General features: G+C 33.0%; 19 protein-coding genes. 7 read left to right on the forward strand and 12 right to left on the reverse strand.

What is annotated here, in order from left to right:
• Nucleotides 1–21: 21 nt before the first annotated feature.
• Nucleotides 22–582 carry an L-threonylcarbamoyladenylate synthase gene (locus AC0UBM_RS12960; RefSeq protein WP_475688878.1) on the reverse strand — a complete coding sequence of 187 codons (561 nt, stop codon included), beginning with the start codon at nucleotides 580–582 and terminating at the stop codon, nucleotides 22–24.
• Between the two features lie 397 nt (nucleotides 583–979).
• On the opposite strand from AC0UBM_RS12960, the gene AC0UBM_RS12965 reads away from it, so the two are divergent.
• The gene (locus AC0UBM_RS12965) at nucleotides 980–1,744 is read left to right on the forward strand and encodes a Kdo domain containing protein (protein ID WP_475688879.1); all 765 of its coding nucleotides are present in this window, start codon (nucleotides 980–982) and stop codon (nucleotides 1,742–1,744) included.
• 99 nt (nucleotides 1,745–1,843) lie between these two features.
• On the opposite strand, the gene AC0UBM_RS12970 is transcribed toward AC0UBM_RS12965, so the two are convergent.
• A complete protein-coding gene (locus AC0UBM_RS12970; RefSeq protein ID WP_475688880.1) occupies nucleotides 1,844–2,683 on the reverse strand; it encodes a glycosyltransferase in 840 nt (279 codons plus the stop codon).
• A gap of 60 nt (nucleotides 2,684–2,743) precedes the next feature.
• The gene (locus AC0UBM_RS12975; protein ID WP_475688881.1) at nucleotides 2,744–3,499 is read right to left on the reverse strand and encodes a glycosyltransferase family 2 protein; all 756 of its coding nucleotides are present in this window, start codon (nucleotides 3,497–3,499) and stop codon (nucleotides 2,744–2,746) included.
• 268 nt (nucleotides 3,500–3,767) lie between these two features.
• On the opposite strand from AC0UBM_RS12975, the gene AC0UBM_RS12980 reads away from it, so the two are divergent.
• Complete coding sequence (locus tag AC0UBM_RS12980; protein ID WP_475688882.1) at nucleotides 3,768–4,589, forward strand: glycosyltransferase family 2 protein; 822 nt, start codon at nucleotides 3,768–3,770, stop codon at nucleotides 4,587–4,589.
• Here the strand turns inward: AC0UBM_RS12980 and AC0UBM_RS12985 are convergent.
• Nucleotides 4,586–5,653 carry a glycosyltransferase family 9 protein gene (locus AC0UBM_RS12985; RefSeq protein WP_475688883.1) on the reverse strand — a complete coding sequence of 356 codons (1,068 nt, stop codon included), beginning with the start codon at nucleotides 5,651–5,653 and terminating at the stop codon, nucleotides 4,586–4,588. The two genes, AC0UBM_RS12980 and AC0UBM_RS12985, sit on opposite strands and share 4 nt — an antisense overlap.
• Nucleotides 5,654–5,743: 90 nt before the next feature.
• Entirely contained in the window at nucleotides 5,744–6,559 is an 816-nt protein-coding gene (locus AC0UBM_RS12990) for a 2,3,4,5-tetrahydropyridine-2,6-dicarboxylate N-succinyltransferase (protein ID WP_475688884.1), read from the reverse strand.
• A 138-nt stretch (nucleotides 6,560–6,697) separates the two neighbouring features.
• On the opposite strand from AC0UBM_RS12990, the gene ruvX reads away from it, so the two are divergent.
• The 5 genes from ruvX (at nucleotide 6,698) to mazG (ending at nucleotide 9,583) form a co-directional block, all read left to right on the forward strand.
• Nucleotides 6,698–7,108, forward strand: a complete 411-nt coding sequence (ruvX, locus tag AC0UBM_RS12995; protein WP_414037301.1) for a Holliday junction resolvase RuvX — start codon at nucleotides 6,698–6,700, stop codon at nucleotides 7,106–7,108.
• A 123-nt stretch (nucleotides 7,109–7,231) separates the two neighbouring features.
• Nucleotides 7,232–7,507 (forward strand): hypothetical protein, encoded by a 276-nt coding sequence (locus AC0UBM_RS13000; protein ID WP_475688885.1) that lies wholly within the window; start codon nucleotides 7,232–7,234, stop codon nucleotides 7,505–7,507.
• Between the two features lie 111 nt (nucleotides 7,508–7,618).
• Nucleotides 7,619–8,209, forward strand: coding sequence for a peptide deformylase (gene def, locus AC0UBM_RS13005; RefSeq protein WP_414037299.1), 591 nt, complete (start codon nucleotides 7,619–7,621; stop codon nucleotides 8,207–8,209).
• Between the two features lie 55 nt (nucleotides 8,210–8,264).
• Entirely contained in the window at nucleotides 8,265–8,714 is a 450-nt protein-coding gene (locus AC0UBM_RS13010) for a DUF5606 family protein (RefSeq protein ID WP_475688886.1), read from the forward strand.
• Nucleotides 8,715–8,809: 95 nt separating this feature from the next.
• Nucleotides 8,810–9,583, forward strand: coding sequence for a nucleoside triphosphate pyrophosphohydrolase (mazG, locus tag AC0UBM_RS13015; RefSeq protein ID WP_475688887.1), 774 nt, complete (start codon nucleotides 8,810–8,812; stop codon nucleotides 9,581–9,583).
• Nucleotides 9,584–9,811: 228 nt separating this feature from the next.
• Here the strand turns inward: mazG and AC0UBM_RS13020 are convergent, their stop codons facing one another.
• The 7 genes from AC0UBM_RS13020 to AC0UBM_RS13050 all read right to left on the reverse strand — a co-directional run bounded on the left by AC0UBM_RS13020 (nucleotide 9,812) and on the right by AC0UBM_RS13050 (nucleotide 18,830).
• On the reverse strand, nucleotides 9,812–11,080 hold the full coding sequence (locus AC0UBM_RS13020; protein ID WP_414037296.1) for an NAD(P)/FAD-dependent oxidoreductase: 1,269 nt from the start codon (nucleotides 11,078–11,080) through the stop codon (nucleotides 9,812–9,814).
• 209 nt (nucleotides 11,081–11,289) lie between these two features.
• Entirely contained in the window at nucleotides 11,290–13,209 is a 1,920-nt protein-coding gene (locus tag AC0UBM_RS13025) for a DUF349 domain-containing protein (RefSeq protein WP_475688888.1), read from the reverse strand.
• A 100-nt stretch (nucleotides 13,210–13,309) separates the two neighbouring features.
• Nucleotides 13,310–14,071, reverse strand: coding sequence for a shikimate dehydrogenase family protein (locus tag AC0UBM_RS13030; protein ID WP_475688889.1), 762 nt, complete (start codon nucleotides 14,069–14,071; stop codon nucleotides 13,310–13,312).
• Entirely contained in the window at nucleotides 14,040–15,059 is a 1,020-nt protein-coding gene (locus AC0UBM_RS13035) for a DUF368 domain-containing protein (RefSeq protein WP_475688890.1), read from the reverse strand. Before AC0UBM_RS13035 ends, AC0UBM_RS13030 begins: the two co-directional genes overlap by 32 nt.
• On the reverse strand, nucleotides 15,059–16,066 hold the full coding sequence (locus AC0UBM_RS13040) for a DUF368 domain-containing protein (protein WP_475688891.1): 1,008 nt from the start codon (nucleotides 16,064–16,066) through the stop codon (nucleotides 15,059–15,061). Before AC0UBM_RS13040 ends, AC0UBM_RS13035 begins: the two co-directional genes overlap by 1 nt.
• 55 nt (nucleotides 16,067–16,121) lie before the next feature.
• Nucleotides 16,122–17,507 (reverse strand): tetratricopeptide repeat protein, encoded by a 1,386-nt coding sequence (locus AC0UBM_RS13045; RefSeq protein ID WP_434035324.1) that lies wholly within the window; start codon nucleotides 17,505–17,507, stop codon nucleotides 16,122–16,124.
• A 141-nt stretch (nucleotides 17,508–17,648) separates the two neighbouring features.
• Nucleotides 17,649–18,830, reverse strand: coding sequence for an aspartate aminotransferase family protein (locus tag AC0UBM_RS13050; RefSeq protein ID WP_475688892.1), 1,182 nt, complete (start codon nucleotides 18,828–18,830; stop codon nucleotides 17,649–17,651).

Raw genomic sequence — 18,830 nt, forward strand, 5'->3', positions numbered from 1 at the left:
TGATGCTCGAAATCTGAGATATTACTCTCGTATAACTTTCACAACACCACTATTACTCAACTTAATAATAGACGACGGTTTTGTGTTCTTTTTTTCGTGGTGCAAATTTACGACATAGTCTACACCTTTTAAAATCTCGGGAGTGATTTCTTTAAATGATTTTGGAGTGGGTTGTCCACTAATATTTGCAGAAGTTGACACGATTGCCCCATTAAATCTTCTGGATAACTGAAAGCAAAATTCGTCATCAGGAATACGAATCGCGATGGTGTTATCTTCTGCAATTAAATTCGGAGCCAGATTTTGTGGTTCGTCGTAAATAATAGTAATCGGTGTTTCGTGTATGTCGAATAAACTATAAGCGGCTTCTGGAATTTCGTTTACATATTTCTTCAGCATACGGTCGTCTGCAACAAGACAAATTAAAGCTTTGCTATCCTGGCGTTGCTTTAGTTTAAAAATTTTATTTACAGCCTCTTCATTGTTTGCGTCGCAACCAATGCCCCAAACCGTATCTGTAGGATAAAGTATGAGTCCACCTTCTCTTAATATTTTTAACGCGGTTGTAATTTCTTTTTGCATTATATGTTCAAATAATTAAAAACAATTTCTGCAAATTTAGGATTAATCTCGGTACATTTTTGAAATAATCTGAATTAGGATTATGTATATCGTTATAAAATTTTTAGTGGTACAAATCAAGGTGCTTCATTTTAGCTAGCTAAACCGATATATTAGACTTATTTATTGTTCGTCTCAATGGAGTTAAACATATATTGTTAAATAGAGGTTCTTATAATTGGAAGCGTGGAATGGGAAGTAGCGCTATTTTTTGTTCTTAGTTTTATCGAGTTTGCTGGTGGGGAGATAGATTTCTAAGATTGGAATTTAGTATTGCCACGATAAATGTTGTAATTTTGTTGCGCAATTTAAGTGACTTATAAAGCGTGCTTAATTTTAATTAATAGGGATTAAAAAAATGAAAGAGAAAAAAGTATTTAATGAATCATTTACTGATGCGCAAGGTGTTATAAATGAATTTATAAAGAATTTTTCTAGCCTAGGAGAAGAGCGTGTACATCAAGAGCGAAATACAATTAAGGTATTTCCTTTACACGATGGCTTAATTAATATAAAAGCGTTTAAGGTTCCTAATGTCATTAATCAAATTGCTTATAAGTTTTTTAGAAAGAGCAAGGCACAACGCTCTTTCGAATATGCCAATATTCTTAAAGAAAAAGGAGTAGGGACGCCAGAGCCTATTGGGTATTATGAGTATACTTCACCGTTAGTTTTTAAAAGTAGTTATTATATAAGTGAACAATTAGAAAGTGAATTAACATTTCGCGAGCTGTGTCGCGATTTAAATTATCCCGATCATGAAGCGATTCTTCGCGGATTTACACGGTTTACATTCGATTTACACGAAAAACAAATTAACTTTTTAGACCATTCGCCAGGAAATACTTTAATTAAAAAAATAGGAGAAAATTACCAGTATTATTTAGTCGATTTAAATAGAATGGAATTTGGCCCGATGGATTTTGAAACGCGCATGAAAAATTTTGGAAGACTAACGACTCATAAATCTATGATAGAGGTAATGAGCGACGAGTACGCAAAATGCTCTGGAGAATCTGTCGACAAAATTTATACCGCTATGCAAGGGTATACCGATACCTTTCAGGAACATTTTCATAAAAAGAAACGACTGAAGAAGAAATTAAAATTCTGGAAAAAATAGCATGTTTCTCAAGTGTGATTGGGTTCTGTAAATAGCCATACTTTTGAATAGGAGGAGCCTAAAATCAAGCCTTAATTTTAAAAGCAAGTGGACGGACTACTATTTGTAAAATCCTAATTGCTTTTTAAGTTTTCTACGGTAATATTTATAATTCGATAGCATTTTGTTTTTAGAACTTAATAGCGTCCAATGCGATTGATCTTGAAAATCGTGTCGGATAGATTCTTCTGTTGTAGACGAAAAAGTAAACCGCTTGAAAAAGTGCTCTAAATTTACCGCGTCATAACCCGTGAACTCATTCACCTTATTTTCGGTATGAATTATAGAACACCATATGCGGTAATCTTTAATTTGAATTAAGTTTTTTTCCTTTTTCCAGTTGCCATGTGTTTTACTCCACACCGTCATCGGATTATCGTTTTTTTCGATTAAAGATATGAACGGGTTAAATTGATGTAGTTTTTTACCTAAACGGTAAGGTTTTGAGGTGTTAAGTGTATACCCGTTAATAAAATCTATAGCGAGAAATGGCTTTTCTATAAATTGTTGCTGAATAATATCGATATAATCCTTACTAACCGAGTCGTCATTGTCCAGTCTAGACGTAATGACATAATCGGCATCGCTGGCTTTCACATAGCTCTGGATAGCGGGTAAATAAGCATCCATGCCATCTACAAAAAACGGTTTGAAATTTGGAAGCTTAGCTTCAATATCCGAAATAATAGCTCTAAACTCTGCTTTGGTAGAGGAGTCGAAATACACTAACCATTCAAAATTTTTATTAGTTTGGCTAGAAATAGTAGATAAACAGAAATCGTTAAATAACCTAAATCTATTGTAATGCCATTCATCTGTAAGTACTTCAACGTTATTTTTATTGGTGACCCAATCCTTCTTTTTAAGATTAAACCGTGTAATTACAAAATGTTTAAACATGACTTTTTTGTGTAAAAATAAAATAATAAATGTGTTATAAGGCGTAAAATTTTTAGGACGCTAAGACCTTCCTTTTCGCAATAACCAAAGTTTTACATACCTCATAAAAATAACATAGCCTTGGATATATCCTATGGTTAATCCAACTACACCATCTCTAAAACCGCTTTGGATAATATAATGTTTAAAAAAGCCCCAGAATGGTTTTATAACAAAATGATAGGGTGTAAGCTTGCCTGTTTTCTTATCGTAATCTTTAGCTTGCCACCAAGCGTAGCGATTCATTTTCTCGATGTACTTATCAAAAGTTATATAGGTATTGTGATATAACTTATTCTTTAGGCGTCCTACATTACCATTTGTTTTAATTTCGGCATGAACACGTTTGTCTTGGTAGACGCAAAAATCACGTTTAAACAAACGAATAACACTATCGTTTCTCCAGCCACTGTAATGTACACGCTCACCCATAAAATGGTTCATTCTACCAATCCAATATGCCACAACATCAGGTTCTGGTTGTTTTAGGATGTCTAAAATTTCAGCTTGTAATTCTGGTGTTACGCGCTCGTCTGCATCTACTAACAAAATCCATTCATGTGCCGCTTGCGGAATCGCCCAGTTTTTTTGAGATGCCGAATATTCATATTCTCTTCGTATTACTTTAGTCGCTAAAGTAAGTGCTTTTTCGTACGTACCATCGGTACTAAAACTATCTACGACTAGAATTTCATCTGCGAATTTCACCGATTCAATAACGGCTTCAATATTATGTATTTCGTTACCCGTAGGGATAATTGCAGTAAGTTTGGTCATGAAATTTTATTAAGTACAAAATAAGCGTTCTATAAGAGTAATAGCAATTATAAAAAGTTGCTCTTTTTGTTTACTGTTGCAAAATTAATTTTAATTCGTCTGAAACAAAGGGAATAGCAATATTTAAGGTAAAATTAGTCGTAAATACTTCTAAACTTCCAGAAATTATGGTGCTTTTTAATACTTTTACATTTTAAACCACTATTTAATAGATGCTATTATGTAGCCTTGGTTTATTGTTTATTAAATTAATCAAAACTTTACATCTGTGAAACAACCCAATATATCTATTATTATAAGTACTTATAATTCTGAAGCCTGGTTAGAAAAGGTATTATGGAGTTATGAAGCTCAAAATTATAAAGATTTTGAAATTGTTATTGCAGACGATGGCTCGAAAGAACCCACGTTAAATTTAATTGAAAAGATGAAAAAAGAGGTGTCTTTTCCTATAGTTCATGTGTGGCATGAAGATCGTGGATTTCAAAAATCACAAATTTTGAATAAAGCTATTTTAGCATGTTCGTCAGATTATATTTTAATGAGTGATGGTGATTGTTTGGCAAGAGAAGACTATGTGAAAGTACATATAGATTTCAGAGAAAAAGGCTATTTCTTATCTGGTGGATATTATATGCTTCCTATGGATATTTCAAATAAAATCACCAAAGAAGATATCTTATCGCAGTCATGTTTTAATCTATCCTGGTTAAAACAACACGGTTTAAAATCGTCTTTTAAAAATAATAAACTAACAGCTTCAGGTGTAATAAGTAAATTATTAAATAGATTTACTCCTACCACTGCAAGTTGGAACGGACATAATGCTTCTGGATGGAAAGCTGACATTATTGCAGTGAACGGTCTCGATGAACGTATGCAATATGGTGGACAGGATAGAGAATTAGGGGAGCGTTTATTTAATTATGGTATAAAGTCTAAGCAAATTCGTTACAGTGCGATTTGCTTGCATTTAGATCATCCTCGCGGTTATAAAAATCAGGAATCTATAAATAAAAATTTAGCTATTCGAGCAAAGGTGAAATCGGAAAACTTAAAGTGGACTGAATTCGGAATTAAAAAAGGTTAATGTAATCTCTTTAAGAATGTTTCTAAATCATTCTCAAAATAGGCTAGCCTAAAGTCTAAATATAATGCAGTTGCCCTAGATTTTAATTTTTTAGGATGATCAGTATCTAGGTAAACATCTGGCTGATAATCTTTAAGATGTACAGATACGTGTCTTTGTCCGTCGTCAAACATATTCCAAGCTTCTTTTTTTATCCAAGGAGAGAATATAGTAAAAGTTGGGATATTTAGGGCTTTTGCCATATTAATAGCACCACCTTCGTTACCAATAAGAGCATCACAATGTGACGTAATACCTAAGAAATCTCTAAGATTTTGTCCGAGAATATTAAAGTATACATGTTTTTTTGTACGGTTAGAACATAAAGAAAAAATGGCCTGCGCATCTGCCTCTTGACTGGGGATGTAATTAAATAAGATCTGACTCTCAGGTGTTGTTAAAACAATGTTATCGATGACTTTTGTCATATATTCAAACGGATAGGTTTTATTAGCTCCGCTTCCTAAAACACCAATCATAAATAGTGGTTTCTTTAAATTTATGCCGTTCGATTCTAAAAATTGTTTAGCACCCTGCTTTTCTTTTTCGGTAAGATAGATCTTTGGTCGCACAATTCTTAAAGGATCTATATCTAAAGGTTTTAATAATTGTAAACGATTCTCTATAGCTAATCCCGCATTTGTGTTAGCCGTGAGCTTATTTTTAAAAGTATAATTGTAAATAAAGGATTTTCGACCTTTATCTATAGAAATTTTAGTGTTTGCACGCGATAAGAATGTGATAAGCTTACTCGATAATTTAGAATACACATCAATTACAATATCAAACTTTTCTTTGCTTAACTGCTTTGCAAAATTATAGAGCTCAAATTTGCTTTTTTCATGTTCTGTAGTAAAAAAATGAAAGTAATCTATAAACGGATTGTTCATAACTACAGGATATGTATGCGAGTTAATTACATAATGTAATTCGGCTGCAGGGTATGTATGCTTTATGGCTTCAAACATAATACTTGTGGCCAATACATCGCCAATCATTTTCTGCTGTATGATTAAAACTTTCAAATTAAAATTAATAGTTTAGTTAAAAAAAGTTGACCCCGATATATTTCATGTTTCTGAAAATTATCGAGGTCAAAAAATAAATTATTTTATTTATACAGCCACGTTATTATCACGAAGTGCATCATTTAAAGACGTTTTCTTATCTGTACTCTCTTTACGTTTTCCGATAATTAAAGCACAAGGTACTTGAAATTCTCCAGCAGGGAATTTTTTAGTATAACTACCAGGGATAACAACAGAACGTGCAGGAACTCTACCTTTTGTTTCTACAGGAGTATCTCCAGTAACATCAATAATCTTAGTACTCATAGTTAATATAACATTGGCACCTAAAACAGCTTCTGTTTCTACGTGAACACCTTCAACAACAATACAACGTGATCCAACAAAAACATTATCTTCTATAATAACCGGAGCCGCTTGTAAAGGTTCTAAAACACCACCAATACCAACACCACCAGAAAGGTGAACATTTTTACCTATCTGAGCACAACTACCAACAGTTGCCCAAGTATCTACCATAGTTCCTTCGGCTACATACGCACCAATATTTACGTAACTAGGCATTAAAATTACACCAGAAGAAATGTAAGCACCATGGCGTGCTACAGCATGAGGTACAACACGAATTCCTTTTTCTGCATACCCTGTTTTTAACGGAATTTTATCGTGAAATTCTAAAGGACCACATTCTATAGTTTCCATTTTCTGGATAGGGAAATAAAGCACAACACCTTTCTTTACCCATTCGTTAACTTGCCATCCATTCTCGGTTGGTTCTGCAACGCGTAATTCTCCAGAATCTAAAAGAGAAATTACTTTTCTTATCGCTTCGATGGTTTTAGTTTCTGACAATAGAGCTCTGTTTTCCCAGGCTTCTTCTATGATAGACTGTAATGCTTTCATTCTAAATTTTTTTATTTTTTCAAATATACTTTTATAATTCATCACCTTAAAATGGAAATCATAAAAAATATCTAATTCTTTATCAGACTAATCTATATTAATATGTACATGAAATAGTAACTTTGTAAAAAAATTAAGATGGCAAGAATTTTAGCAATAGATTTTGGAAAGGTAAGAACAGGGTTAGCAATAACCGACGAACTTCAGATAATAGCCTCTGGACTTACAACGGTAAACACTAAAGAGTTAATTCCGTTTTTAAAAGATTATATCGCTAAAGAACATGTCGAGCTGTTTGTTGTTGGAGAACCCAAACAAATGGATGCCACGGCCTCGGAAAGTGAAGCTTTGATTATCCCATTTCTTCAAAAATTGACTAAGGCTATTCCGCAAATCCCTGTTATACGTGTAGACGAACGGTTTACCTCTAAAATGGCTTTTCAAACTATGATAGATGGCGGTCTGAAAAAAAAGCAACGAAAAAATAAAGCTTTAATAGACGAAATTAGTGCGACTCTAATTTTACAGAGTTATTTATATTCTAAGTAAAATGGTTTTTTACCGATAAAAATTCTGGTTATTAACTATTTGTCGAGTATTATTAGGACTTTGACTAAATTTTTTATAGAAACTAAAGTTAGCGAGTATATTCGTTTTAAATTAGTTAATGCTATGAACTGTAATAAGTTAATGTTTCTTGTAATTATATTGGGGCTTAGTTCTATTTCGCTTAAGGCACAGAACGAGAATATTAAGGAAATAAATCCGGTTGTTTTAAACAAAACACTAGATGTAAATTCCATTCTTGAAGACACTCAAGTTCCTGCTAAACTTAAAGAGTTACAAATCGCAAACAGACATCTTGATTTAATAAAAGCTACGGTGAGAGCTAAAATTAAGTGTACTTCGGACTTATTCATTATTATAAATAATAAAGTAGCTTGCTAAAAGCTAAAATCTTCTTAAAATTTGAAACTCCTAACTAAAGGAGTTTTTTTATTATAGGCTATTAACGGTAAGAATTGTATTTTTGCATTTCAATTTTTACAACGCACAAAAATGATATTACCAATAGTCGCATATGGCGATCCCGTATTAAAAAAAGTTGGACAAGATATAGATCCGGATTATCCGAAATTAGATGAACTTTTGGATAATATGTTCGAAACCATGTACAATGCATATGGCGTAGGACTTGCCGCGCCACAAATAGGCTTGCCAATTCGTTTATTTGTTATAGATGCCACTCCTTTTGCAGACGATGAAGATTTATCTGAAGAAGAACAAAAAGAATTAACGGGATTTAAAAAAGTGTTTATTAATGCAAAAATTACCGCTGAGGAAGGGGACGAATGGGCATTTAATGAAGGCTGTTTAAGTATTCCTGATGTTCGTGAAGATGTTTTTAGAAAATCTAAGGTAACTATTGAATATCAAGATGAAAACTTCGAAAAGCATGTCGATACTTACGACGGGCTTGTAGCACGCGTTATTCAGCACGAATACGACCATATTGACGGAATTTTATTCACAGAAAAACTATCGACCTTAAAAAAACGTTTAATTAAAGGACGTTTAGAGAACATCTCTAAAGGAAAAGTCAACGTGGAATACAAAATGAAATTTCCAAAACAAAAAAAGAAACGATAATATTTGTAATACCCACACAAACACAAGATATTTGCCATCTTTTAAAAATTAATTTATGAGCTTAGATAAAGTATTAGCTATTTCAGGAAAACCAGGATTATACAAGTTAATCATGCAAACGCGTAACGGATTTATTGCAGAATCTTTATTAGATAATAAAAGACTTTCTGTAACAATGAATCATAATGTAAGTGTGTTAAGTGAAATTGCTATTTATACGTTAACAGAAGAAGTACCTTTAAAAGTGGTTCTTCAAACTATTGCAACAAAAGAAAACAACGGACCTTCAAGTATTAGTCATAAAGACAATAAAGATAAATTAGAAGAATATTTCTTTGGAATTTTACCTGAATACGATGAAGACCGCGTGTATCCAAGCGATATTAAAAAAGTAATTCAGTGGTATAACTTACTTCAAAAAAATGATTTATTAGATTTTGAAAGTGAATCTGAAGCATTAGAAAATGAAGAAGCTAATGAAAATGCTGTTTCTGAAAAAGAATAAAATCACACATTAAACAAACATATTAAAGTCCGACCTAGAGTCGGACTTTTGTTTTTATTACCTTTAAACTAATAAAAAGTCTTTAAACCTATCTTATGAATACACGTGCCAAACAATTAGAAGCTTTCGATAGATTATTAACTATTATGGATGAATTACGCGAGCAATGTCCGTGGGATAAAAAGCAAACTATGGAAACCTTAAGACATTTAACCATAGAAGAAACTTACGAGCTTGGCGATGCTATTCTAGACAACGATTTGCAAGAAATTAAAAAGGAATTGGGAGACGTACTACTTCATATCGTGTTTTATTCTAAAATAGGAAGCGAAACTAATGATTTTGATATAGCCGATGTGTGTAACGGTATTTGCGACAAATTAATAAGCAGACATCCACATATATATGGCGACGTAAAAGTTGAGAATGAAGAGGATGTTAAACGTAATTGGGAAAACTTAAAGCTAAAAGAAGGGAATAAAAGTGTTTTACAAGGCGTTCCAAACAGTTTACCGGCATTAGTAAAAGCAAGCCGTATACAGGAAAAAGTTGCTGGTGTTGGTTTCGATTGGGAAGAGCCACAACAAGTATGGGAAAAAGTAGAAGAAGAACTTGAAGAATTTAAAGTTGAAATTGCCTCTGGAAATCAGGATGCTATGGAAGACGAGTTTGGAGATGTGTTGTTTTCTCTCGTGAATTATGCTAGATTTCTTAAAATTAATCCAGAGAATGCATTAGAACGCACCAATAAAAAATTTAAAAAACGCTTTGAATATTTGGAAGCTAAAGCTAATCTTTTAAATACGTCTTTAGCAGATATGACGCTCTCTGAAATGGATGTCTTTTGGGAAGAAGCAAAGAAACTTTAGCCTTTTAAAAAATGTTCGTAGTCCAAAGGTTGGTTTTATGCGTATATATTAATAGAATGACATAATTCTTCATAGATTAAGATTAATAGCATAATCCTTATAATTAAAAGGATGTCGTTCTTTTAAGTTATTTCTTTATAGGTTAGGGAATAATAATAAGTTTAGTACGTAATACAATCCTACTTGAATTTAATTTCAGGTAGGATTGTCTTTTTTATATGGTACTGTTTATTCCGATTTTTTCTCTTTAGGTCTAATAATCATTCTAAACGATTGATCTTTATTTATGTAGTATCCCATCCAATCATAAAAGGCACGCATTCTGTTTCTAAAGCTAACCAGTGACATAATATGAACAAAAATCCACACAAACCATGCGATAAATCCTTTTAAAAAGAACTTTTGATCTGGACCATCTGTAACCGCTTTATTACTTCCTATTATGGCCATCGAGCCTTTATCGGAGTATTTAAATGGTTCCCAAGCGTTAGATTTTAAGTTTTTACCTAAATTTTTAGCTTGCTGAATGGCTACTTGAGCCAATTGTGGATGTCCGTTAGGATAATCTTTATCACCAATTACAATGGCTGTATCACCTAATGCATATATATTAGTATAACCTTCTACTAAATTATGACTGTTGGTTTTTAGACGTTTTCCTCTACCATAATTGTCCTCCTTAAAACCGTCAAAAGTTCGAGCCGAAATTCCTGCTGCCCAAATTAAGTTTCTAGAATGTATTTCTGTACCGTCGGAAAGGGAAACAACATCATCCTTAAAATCTTTTACAAAGGTGTTAAGCTTAATAATTACACCATACTCTTGTAACTTTTCGTAAGTGTAATTTTGCGTCCTTTTAGACATTGCTGCGAGTACGGCATCCTGCCCATCTATCAAGTATATGTTTCCTAAATCTTTAGGATTAAGTTCCGGATAATCTTTTTCTAAAATATGTAAGCGCATTTCAGAAAATAAACCAGAAAGCTCTACACCTGTAGGACCAGCTCCTGCAATTACAAAGGATAGTAATTTTTTACGTGTATTTGGGTCTTCAATTCGTGTAGCACGTTCTAGACGAGTAAAAACGAGGTTACGTAATGCCAACGAATCCGATATGGTTTTCATTGGTAAGCTTAATTCTTCAATGTTTTTATTACCAAAGAAATTGGTTTCTGCCCCCGAAGCCATTACTAGAATATCGTAGTGCAATTCCCCATTACTCAGAATAATTTTATTCTCTTCTGGAATAACTCTTTGCAATTCTCCCATTCTAAATTTTACATTTTCATGTTTTCTTAAAATTTTTCTGAACGGGTAACTAATTGCAGATGGTTCCATAAAACCTGCAGCAACCTGATATAATAAAGGTGGGAAAAAATTATAATTATTTAAGTCGACTAGTATCACATTAAATTGGTGCGCATGCTTCATTTGATTAATGAATTCTAAGCCTGCAAAACCACCACCAACAACAATAATTGTTTTCTTATTTTCCATAGTAATAAGGTTTGATTTGGATGTATTAGCGTCAAAGATAATGTGGTTTTTTCTAATAAAACAGTAACTAGCGCATTAGATTTTTCGCAATCGTTTTCGAACGTAAACTTATCTATATAAGTAGGTATTTGCTTTATTATTAACCTCAAAGCATAAAAAAGACCACTCAAAATAAATCTGAATGGTCTTAAATTATATGAGCCTTTTGTTTAGTATAAAGCTTTTATTTTACTCAGTTTTGTTTTCCAAAGTTTTAAAGAATCTTTATGTCTTGCAATATTTGCATGTACTTCTTTAACCAATGGATTGTCGGCTTTTACATTTGTAAAAAACTGTAAGTTGTTTTCTAACTGATTAATTTCAGCTTTAACTTCGTCAATCTTTTTTCTAATAAATAAACGTTCGTTGTCTAAATGTCTAGAGTCGTCTGCATTGCTTAGCTCGTCTAATTTATTTTCAAATTTAATAAGCTCGGCTTCATTTTTACTCACTTTTACTTGTTTGAAAAGATCGTCTAATGCTTTATTAAATTTACCTTCAATAAAACGTTTATTACTTGGTACACGCCCAATTTCTTTCCAAGCAGAGATTTGGGTTTTTATAAGTTCTAGATCGCTTTCTTTTTCTCCGGTAAATTCTACTGTTTTTAAACTGTCTAATAATTCCGATTTAGCCTTAAATGCCTCAACTTCAACTTCGTTTTCTGCATTCTTTTTAGAGTGCATTTTATCGAAATACGCATTACACGCTGCTTTAAATTGCTTCCAAATTTTATCGCTATCCTTACGTGGCACATGACCGATTTTTTTCCAATCGTTCTGTATACGTTTCATAAGAGGTGTGGTCGCTTCAGTATCTGTGCTATCTTTGTGCTCTTCGGCAATTTTAATTAGCTCTAATTTTTTCTGAAGATTATCGAATTGTTCTTTCTTTAAATCTTTATAGAACACATTCTTTTTGCGATTAAAAGATCGTACCGCTTCTTTAAATTTAGCCCAAGTAGATTCGTTTACCTTTAACGGAACTTTTCCAGCACTAAAAAATGCTTCTCTTAATTGTTCAATTTCTTTAATTTTTGCTTGCCAACCGTTGTGAGATTTTGCTCCTTCGTTAGTTAAGCTTTCTATTTTTTGAATGATTAAAGTCTTCTTTTCTAGATTTACTTCGTAAACTTTATCCAACTCGTCGTAATAGGCTTGACGCTTATTATGTATAATTTTTGTAGCCGCTTTAAATCGGTTCCAGATTTCTTCTCGGTGTTCTTTAGAAACAGGACCTAACTCTTCCTTCCACATTTTATGAAGCACTTGTAATTCTCTAAACGAGCGATTGGTATCGTCGTCTTGAGCTAATTCTTCAGCACGTTCAATAATTTTTAATTTTAAATCGAGGTTATGTTTGAAATCTAAATCTCTTAAATCGCGATTTAAATGAAGAAAATCGTAGAAGATTTCGACATGGTGGTGATAACTATTCCAAGCATTATTGTATTTATCTCTTGGGATAGGGCCCGCCGTACGCCACTGCTCTTGTAAATCTTTAAAATGTTTATAGGTGGTGTTAATGTTTTCTTCGACACCAATTAGGCTTTTAATCTCTTCGATAATACGAAGTCTATTTTCAAGGTTTCCTTTTAGATTGGTTTCAATTTTTTTATAATGCTGATGTAACTGACCTTTATAGTCTTTATACGCATCTTTAAATCGTTTTTGCACTGGGCTAGAGTAGTAGAAGTCTATTTCGTTTCCGCCGTCGTTTAAAAATTCTTCCTTTTTTTCGTCGATTAACGTATTAAACTTAGAATTAAATTCGTTTTTAATACCATCTACATGTTCTTTAATCGCTTGAACTTTTTCTGTAGAGACCAATTTTTCAAGCTCGATAACTAACGCTTCTAACGACATGGTGTCGTATTCTTTAAACGGAATAGTGTGTCGCTCGTTGTTGCCGTCATCTTCAGCATCTTCAGCATTTGAAGCTTCTATTTCCTCAAATACTACATCTTCATTATTAGGATCAACTTCAGATATAGGAGTTGTTTCTGTTTGCGATGTTTCTTCGGTAGTTGTTTCTATCGGTTTTTTTTCTTCGTTTCCGTCTACAGGTTGTAGGTTATCTTGCTCTGACATTTAAAAAATGTTTTGGTTCGTTATTATAAGTCTCTAAAGATACTAACAACTCGCATAATTACAAAGTGTTGTATAATTTTAATGAGACCGTTTGTTTGAATTATAGATTCCAGATTTTCCAAGCTTTTTCGGCTTGATAAACCAGCATTTTTAGTCCGTTTAAAGTGGTCGCTTTTTGCTCTCGTCCTTTTCTTAAGAATGTGGTTTCGCTGGGGTTGTAAATTAAATCGAAAAGTAAATGTTCGTCTGTAAGTAGTTGATAGGGAATGTTTGGGCTATCTTCTACATTTGGAAATGTACCCACAGGAGAACAATTAATTATTACTTTATAGGTATCCATAACCTCAGACGTTAAGGCGTCGTAACTTATAGTCTGATCGTTTTTAGGTGATCTTGATACGTATTTAAATTTTATTTTTAATTTTTTTAAAGCAAATGCAATGGCTTTGCTGGCTCCTCCGGTACCTAAAATTAAAGCATGATTGTGGTAAGGTTTTAAATAGGGTTCGATCGATTTTTTAAAGCCGTAATAATCGGTGTTACTCCCAATTAGCTTACCTTTTTTAGTGACTTTAATTGTATTTACAGCTCCAATTTTTTTTGCTTTTTTATCTAATTTGTCTAAAAATGGAATCACTTGTTCCTTATAAGGAATGGTAACATTTAAACCTTTTACTTCGGGATGATTTGTAAATATGGAAGGGAATTCTGAAATATCGTCTAAGTCAAAATTTTGATAGGTGGTGTCTGTAATTTTTAAATCTTCAAACTTTTGCTTGAAATAAGAATTAGAAAACGAATACGAAATTTGCTTTCCAACTAGTCCTAATTTATTCATGATTGGTTCGTGTTTTTTCGCCATAAATTTCCAACATTAAAACAATGCCAATGCCAACAATAATGAGCGCAATAGCAATTAATGTTTCCGAATTTAAATCGGGTATATAGCGTATATAATTGGTAACAACTTTGGATCCGGTAGAATCTAAAGCGACTTCACCAGATTCTAAAGTTTTATAAATGGTTTGTTTCCATGGCCAAACAACGCCCAAAGAGCCAACAATAAATCCTATAATAGAGGCCATTGTAATACTCTTGTAATGTTTTAAAATATAACTTAAAAGATGAGAAAATGTAACAAGACCAGCAAAAGATCCTAAAGTAAATACAGCTAATACTTTTAGCAACTGAATGCGGGCAAGATTTGTCATGAAACTAAAATCCCACCGAATAATATCTGCAATGGTATCGTATAATGCGTTAACCGAGTCGACTAAAAGTAGCACATAATTCCCGAGTAAAATTAATATAAATGATCCCGAAAAGCCGGGAAGCGTCATTCCTGAAACACTAATTATACCGCAGAAAAAGACAAACCAAAGATTGTCGTTTTCCTTCGCAGGGTCTAGAAAACTAATGCTAACTCCGAGCACAGTACCTATTAGTAAGGCGATTATGGTTTTATAATTCCAATCTTCAAAATCTTTACTAATGTAGTATATAGAACCTACTATCATCCCGAAAAACACACTCCAAACAAAAAGCTCGTAATGTTGAATTAAGAAATCTAAAATTTTAGAAATACTGAAATAACTAATAATCATTCCTAAGAACAATAGACTTAAGAATTTACCATTGATATACTGATAAAACAATCTAAATCTACCGTTAACAAGGAGCTTAAAAGCTTTTCCGTTAAATTTCTGGAGCGAGTATATAAACTCTTCATAAAAGCCAGAAACAAAAGCTACAACACCACCAGAAATTCCAGGAACCTTATTCGCGGCACCCATACCTAATCCTTTAAGGACTAAGAAAATTTTATCGGATAATGTTCTTGTGCTCTCCATTAACTCTTTTTATTTCCTATTTTTTCTAAAATAAAGATAGTTAAAAAACCAAATACCATAAGAGCTATGGCAGGTATTAAATGCGAATCTATTTGATTCATTTCTGAATACACAGAAGGTATCGTACTGCTTTCGGAAACCGTTTTATAGGCATCTGTAATTTGAGATTGTTTTTCGAAGATGGAAAGTGTTCCTAAGTTCGATACATCAGAAAAAGGGATAATATTACCGGTCTCTTTATCTATAACGGTATCGGTTAATTTCCAAGGCCAAACTTTGTTTAAAGATCCAAAAATAAATCCTGTTAATACCGCTAAGGTGGTATTGTGATAGTTTTTAAATAACCATTTTAATAAATGACTAAAACTTAATAATCCGATGACTGCTCCTCCAGCAAATAATGCAATTTTATTAAAATCGAAATCATGGAAAGCATCGCTTAATGTTTTATAAGCGCCCAAAATAACAAGTATAAACGAACCTGAAATTCCAGGTAAAATCATTGCGCATATTGCAATAGCTCCTGCGAAAAATAAAAACCACGGACTGCCGTTGCTGTTTAAAGAGGGTAGGGTAGTAATGTAAAAGGCAAGAACAGCACCAATAACTAAGCTCACCGTTGTGCCTAAATCCCACCGATTAATTTGTTTTCCAACAAAGTAAATACTTGCTATTATTAAACCGAAGAAAAACGACCATATTAGAACAGGATGGTGCTCTAGTAAGTATTTAGCAACACGCATAAATGAAACAAAACTTACAATTATACCTGTAAGTAAGGCTATTAGAAAGTTCCCGTTTAGTTGTTTCCAGAACGCAGAAAAACCTTCTGTTCTTAAGGTTTTGAATAATGATAGGTTTACATTACTAATTGTAGAAATAAGTTCTTCGTAAATTCCAGAAATAAAGGCTATTGTTCCGCCGGAAACTCCAGGAACTGCATCTGCAGCACCCATTGCCATTCCTTTAAGAGAAATTATAAGATAGTCTTTTAATTGTCGTTGCATTTTCAGGTTTTAAAATAGAAACCCAAAGGTATGAATTTTACCTAGATAGCCTGAACTAATCTTTTGCTTTAAGTGCTTTTTTTACGAGCTTAGATTTGTAAGTTTCTGGAAAAAGCTCTTCAATAATAAATACGTATTCTGGATTATAATGCAAACCATTTTTTAAGTGAAACGATGCTTTTTCAACTTCATTACCTTTAAAGTACAAACCCGCTAGTCTGTATTCTATTTCTGCATTTTCAGGATAAAATTCTGCTGCTTGTAAAAGATTATAGATAGCCGCTTCAGGTTCACCAATTTTTATTAAAATATCGCAACGAGAGATCCAAGTGTTTAACTCGTAATTTCCTAATTCAATGGCTCTTTTGTAACCTTCTTCGGCCTCTTCTAAGAAGTTTAAACGATGATTTATTTGTGCGTATAGTTTCCAATATTTTACATTTTCACCATCAATATGTATAGCCTTGTTAATATAGTACAATGCTTTTTGAAAGTTTTTTTGTTTACTGTAAAAACGTGTAATAGCAACCCAACCTTTATCTAATAACGGATCTTCGTGTACGGTTCTGTAAAAATATTTTACCGCTAAATCTTTTTTGCCTAATTTCTCGTAACAATGTCCAATACGTAATAAAGCAAAAGATGTAGGGTCTTCTAAAGATAAAGAGGTTGTATAACTCTCTATAGCATCTTCAAAACGTTTTAATTTTTCAAGAACCTTTCCTTTTTCAATATAGGCGCCAACAAATGTATCGTCGGATATAATGGCGAAATCGTAAGCAGCAATAGCTTTCTTGTATTTTTTTAAGGCAAAATATTGTTTGCCTAATTGATGCCAAGCCACTTCACTGTATGGATTTTTATCTAAATACATATTAAGGTATTCAATTGCCTCATCGTATTGCTCTAGGAATTCGAAACAATAAATCATATTATATAATGCAGAATAATCATCAAGATCTTCTTCCAAGCATTTTATAAAACTATCTTTTGCTTCTTCAAATTTATCAAGGAATAAATACTCCATGCCTATTAATGAGTATAAATCTGCAGTTTCTTCAGATAACTGAATCGCTTTTTTCAAGACATCAATTGCTTCTTCATGCAAATCCCTTTTAGATAAAATATTTGCTTTCTGAATATAAATTTCTTCGTTTTGAGGTTCTAACGTGTATAAATCATTTAGCATCGTATCGGCTTGCTCCAATTTGTTTTCGAAGACAAACACTTCAATTTTAAACAATTTTAAATTGGTAGACGACGGATGTTGGTCTAGGCCTAATTTTATAGCTTTTTTTGCTAAAGTAATTTTACCTAAATCTAAATAATAATGAATGATATTCTCGAACTCTTCCGAATCAAAAAACAAAACATGATTTGTTTTGAGCATAGATTCAAACTTAGTTAAAGATAATTCGTTGTTGTTAGGACTGAACTCCATAGGCAGCTATATATGGTTTCTTATACCATTAAATGTAATGACCAAATTTACGCATTATTAAAAAACGATATGAATCTTTTCAACAAAGTAATCAACAGTAGGAAATTATGAAAAGATTAATTTGGATTAATGTGTTGTTGTTTAGTTGTTTATGTTGTTTAGGATGTTGATAATAATCTCGCAACCTTCCTCTATTTCTGCTTTAGAAATGGTTAAAGGTGGTGTTATCCGGATGGCTTTGGGTTCGAAAAGTAACCAAAACGCTATTAAGCCTTTATTTTGAGCTTCTAAAATGACCTGATTTGTAATTTCGGCACTAGGTGTTAATGCGGCTAGCATTAAGCCTTTTCCTCGAATTTCCGTGATTAAAGGGTGTTTTAATAACTGCCTAATGAGTTGTTCTTTTTCTAAAGCTTCGGCCATTAAATTACTTTCTGTAATTTCTTTTAAGGTTGCTAGGGCGGCCGCGGCAATTACAGGGTGCCCGCCAAAAGTTGTGATGTGTCCCATTTTAGGATCATCTTTTAATTGCTGCATGAGTTTTGTAGATGCTGTAAATGCTCCAATAGGCATACCTCCTCCCAAACCTTTGCCAGTAACTAGTATATCTGGGGTGCAATTGTAATTTTCAAATCCGAAAAGTTTTCCCGTTCTCCCTATTCCAGGCTGAATTTCGTCTAAAATTAACAGGGCGCCAACAGCTTCGCATTTTGCTTTTACTTTAGTTAAATATCCGTTTAAAGGCTCTAAAAATCCTGCACCACCTTGGATAGTTTCTAAAATAACAGCCGCTGTTTTGGTTGTAATCTCCTTTAAATCGTCTACATTATTAAATGTAATTAATTTTGTGCCTGGCACTAATGGGCGATAAGCTTGTTTGCGCTCTTCGTAACCCATAACACTCATAGACCCCATGGTGTTACCGTGATACGCATGTTTTGCAGCTATTATTTCGGCACGTCCTGTAGCACGTTTCGCTAACTTTAAAGCCCCTTCAATAGCTTCTGTTCCTGAATTTACTAGGTAAGTTTGTTCTAAAGGTTCTGGTGTATGACTTGCAAAAAAATGAGCCAATTCTACTGCAGGTTTTTGAATATATTCTCCATACACCATAACGTGCATATATTTATCTAACTGATCTTTGATGGCATTAACTACTTTAGGATGACTATGTCCTAAACTACATGCCGATACACCTGCTACAAAATCTAAATACGCTTTATTATTAGTGTCGTAAATATAAGATCCTTTTGCGTGCGAAATTTCCATGGCTAAAGGAAAAGGTGATGTTTGAGCTTGATATTTGAAAAAGGCGTCTTTCAT

This window comes from Formosa sp. F44 (assembly GCF_056238645.1).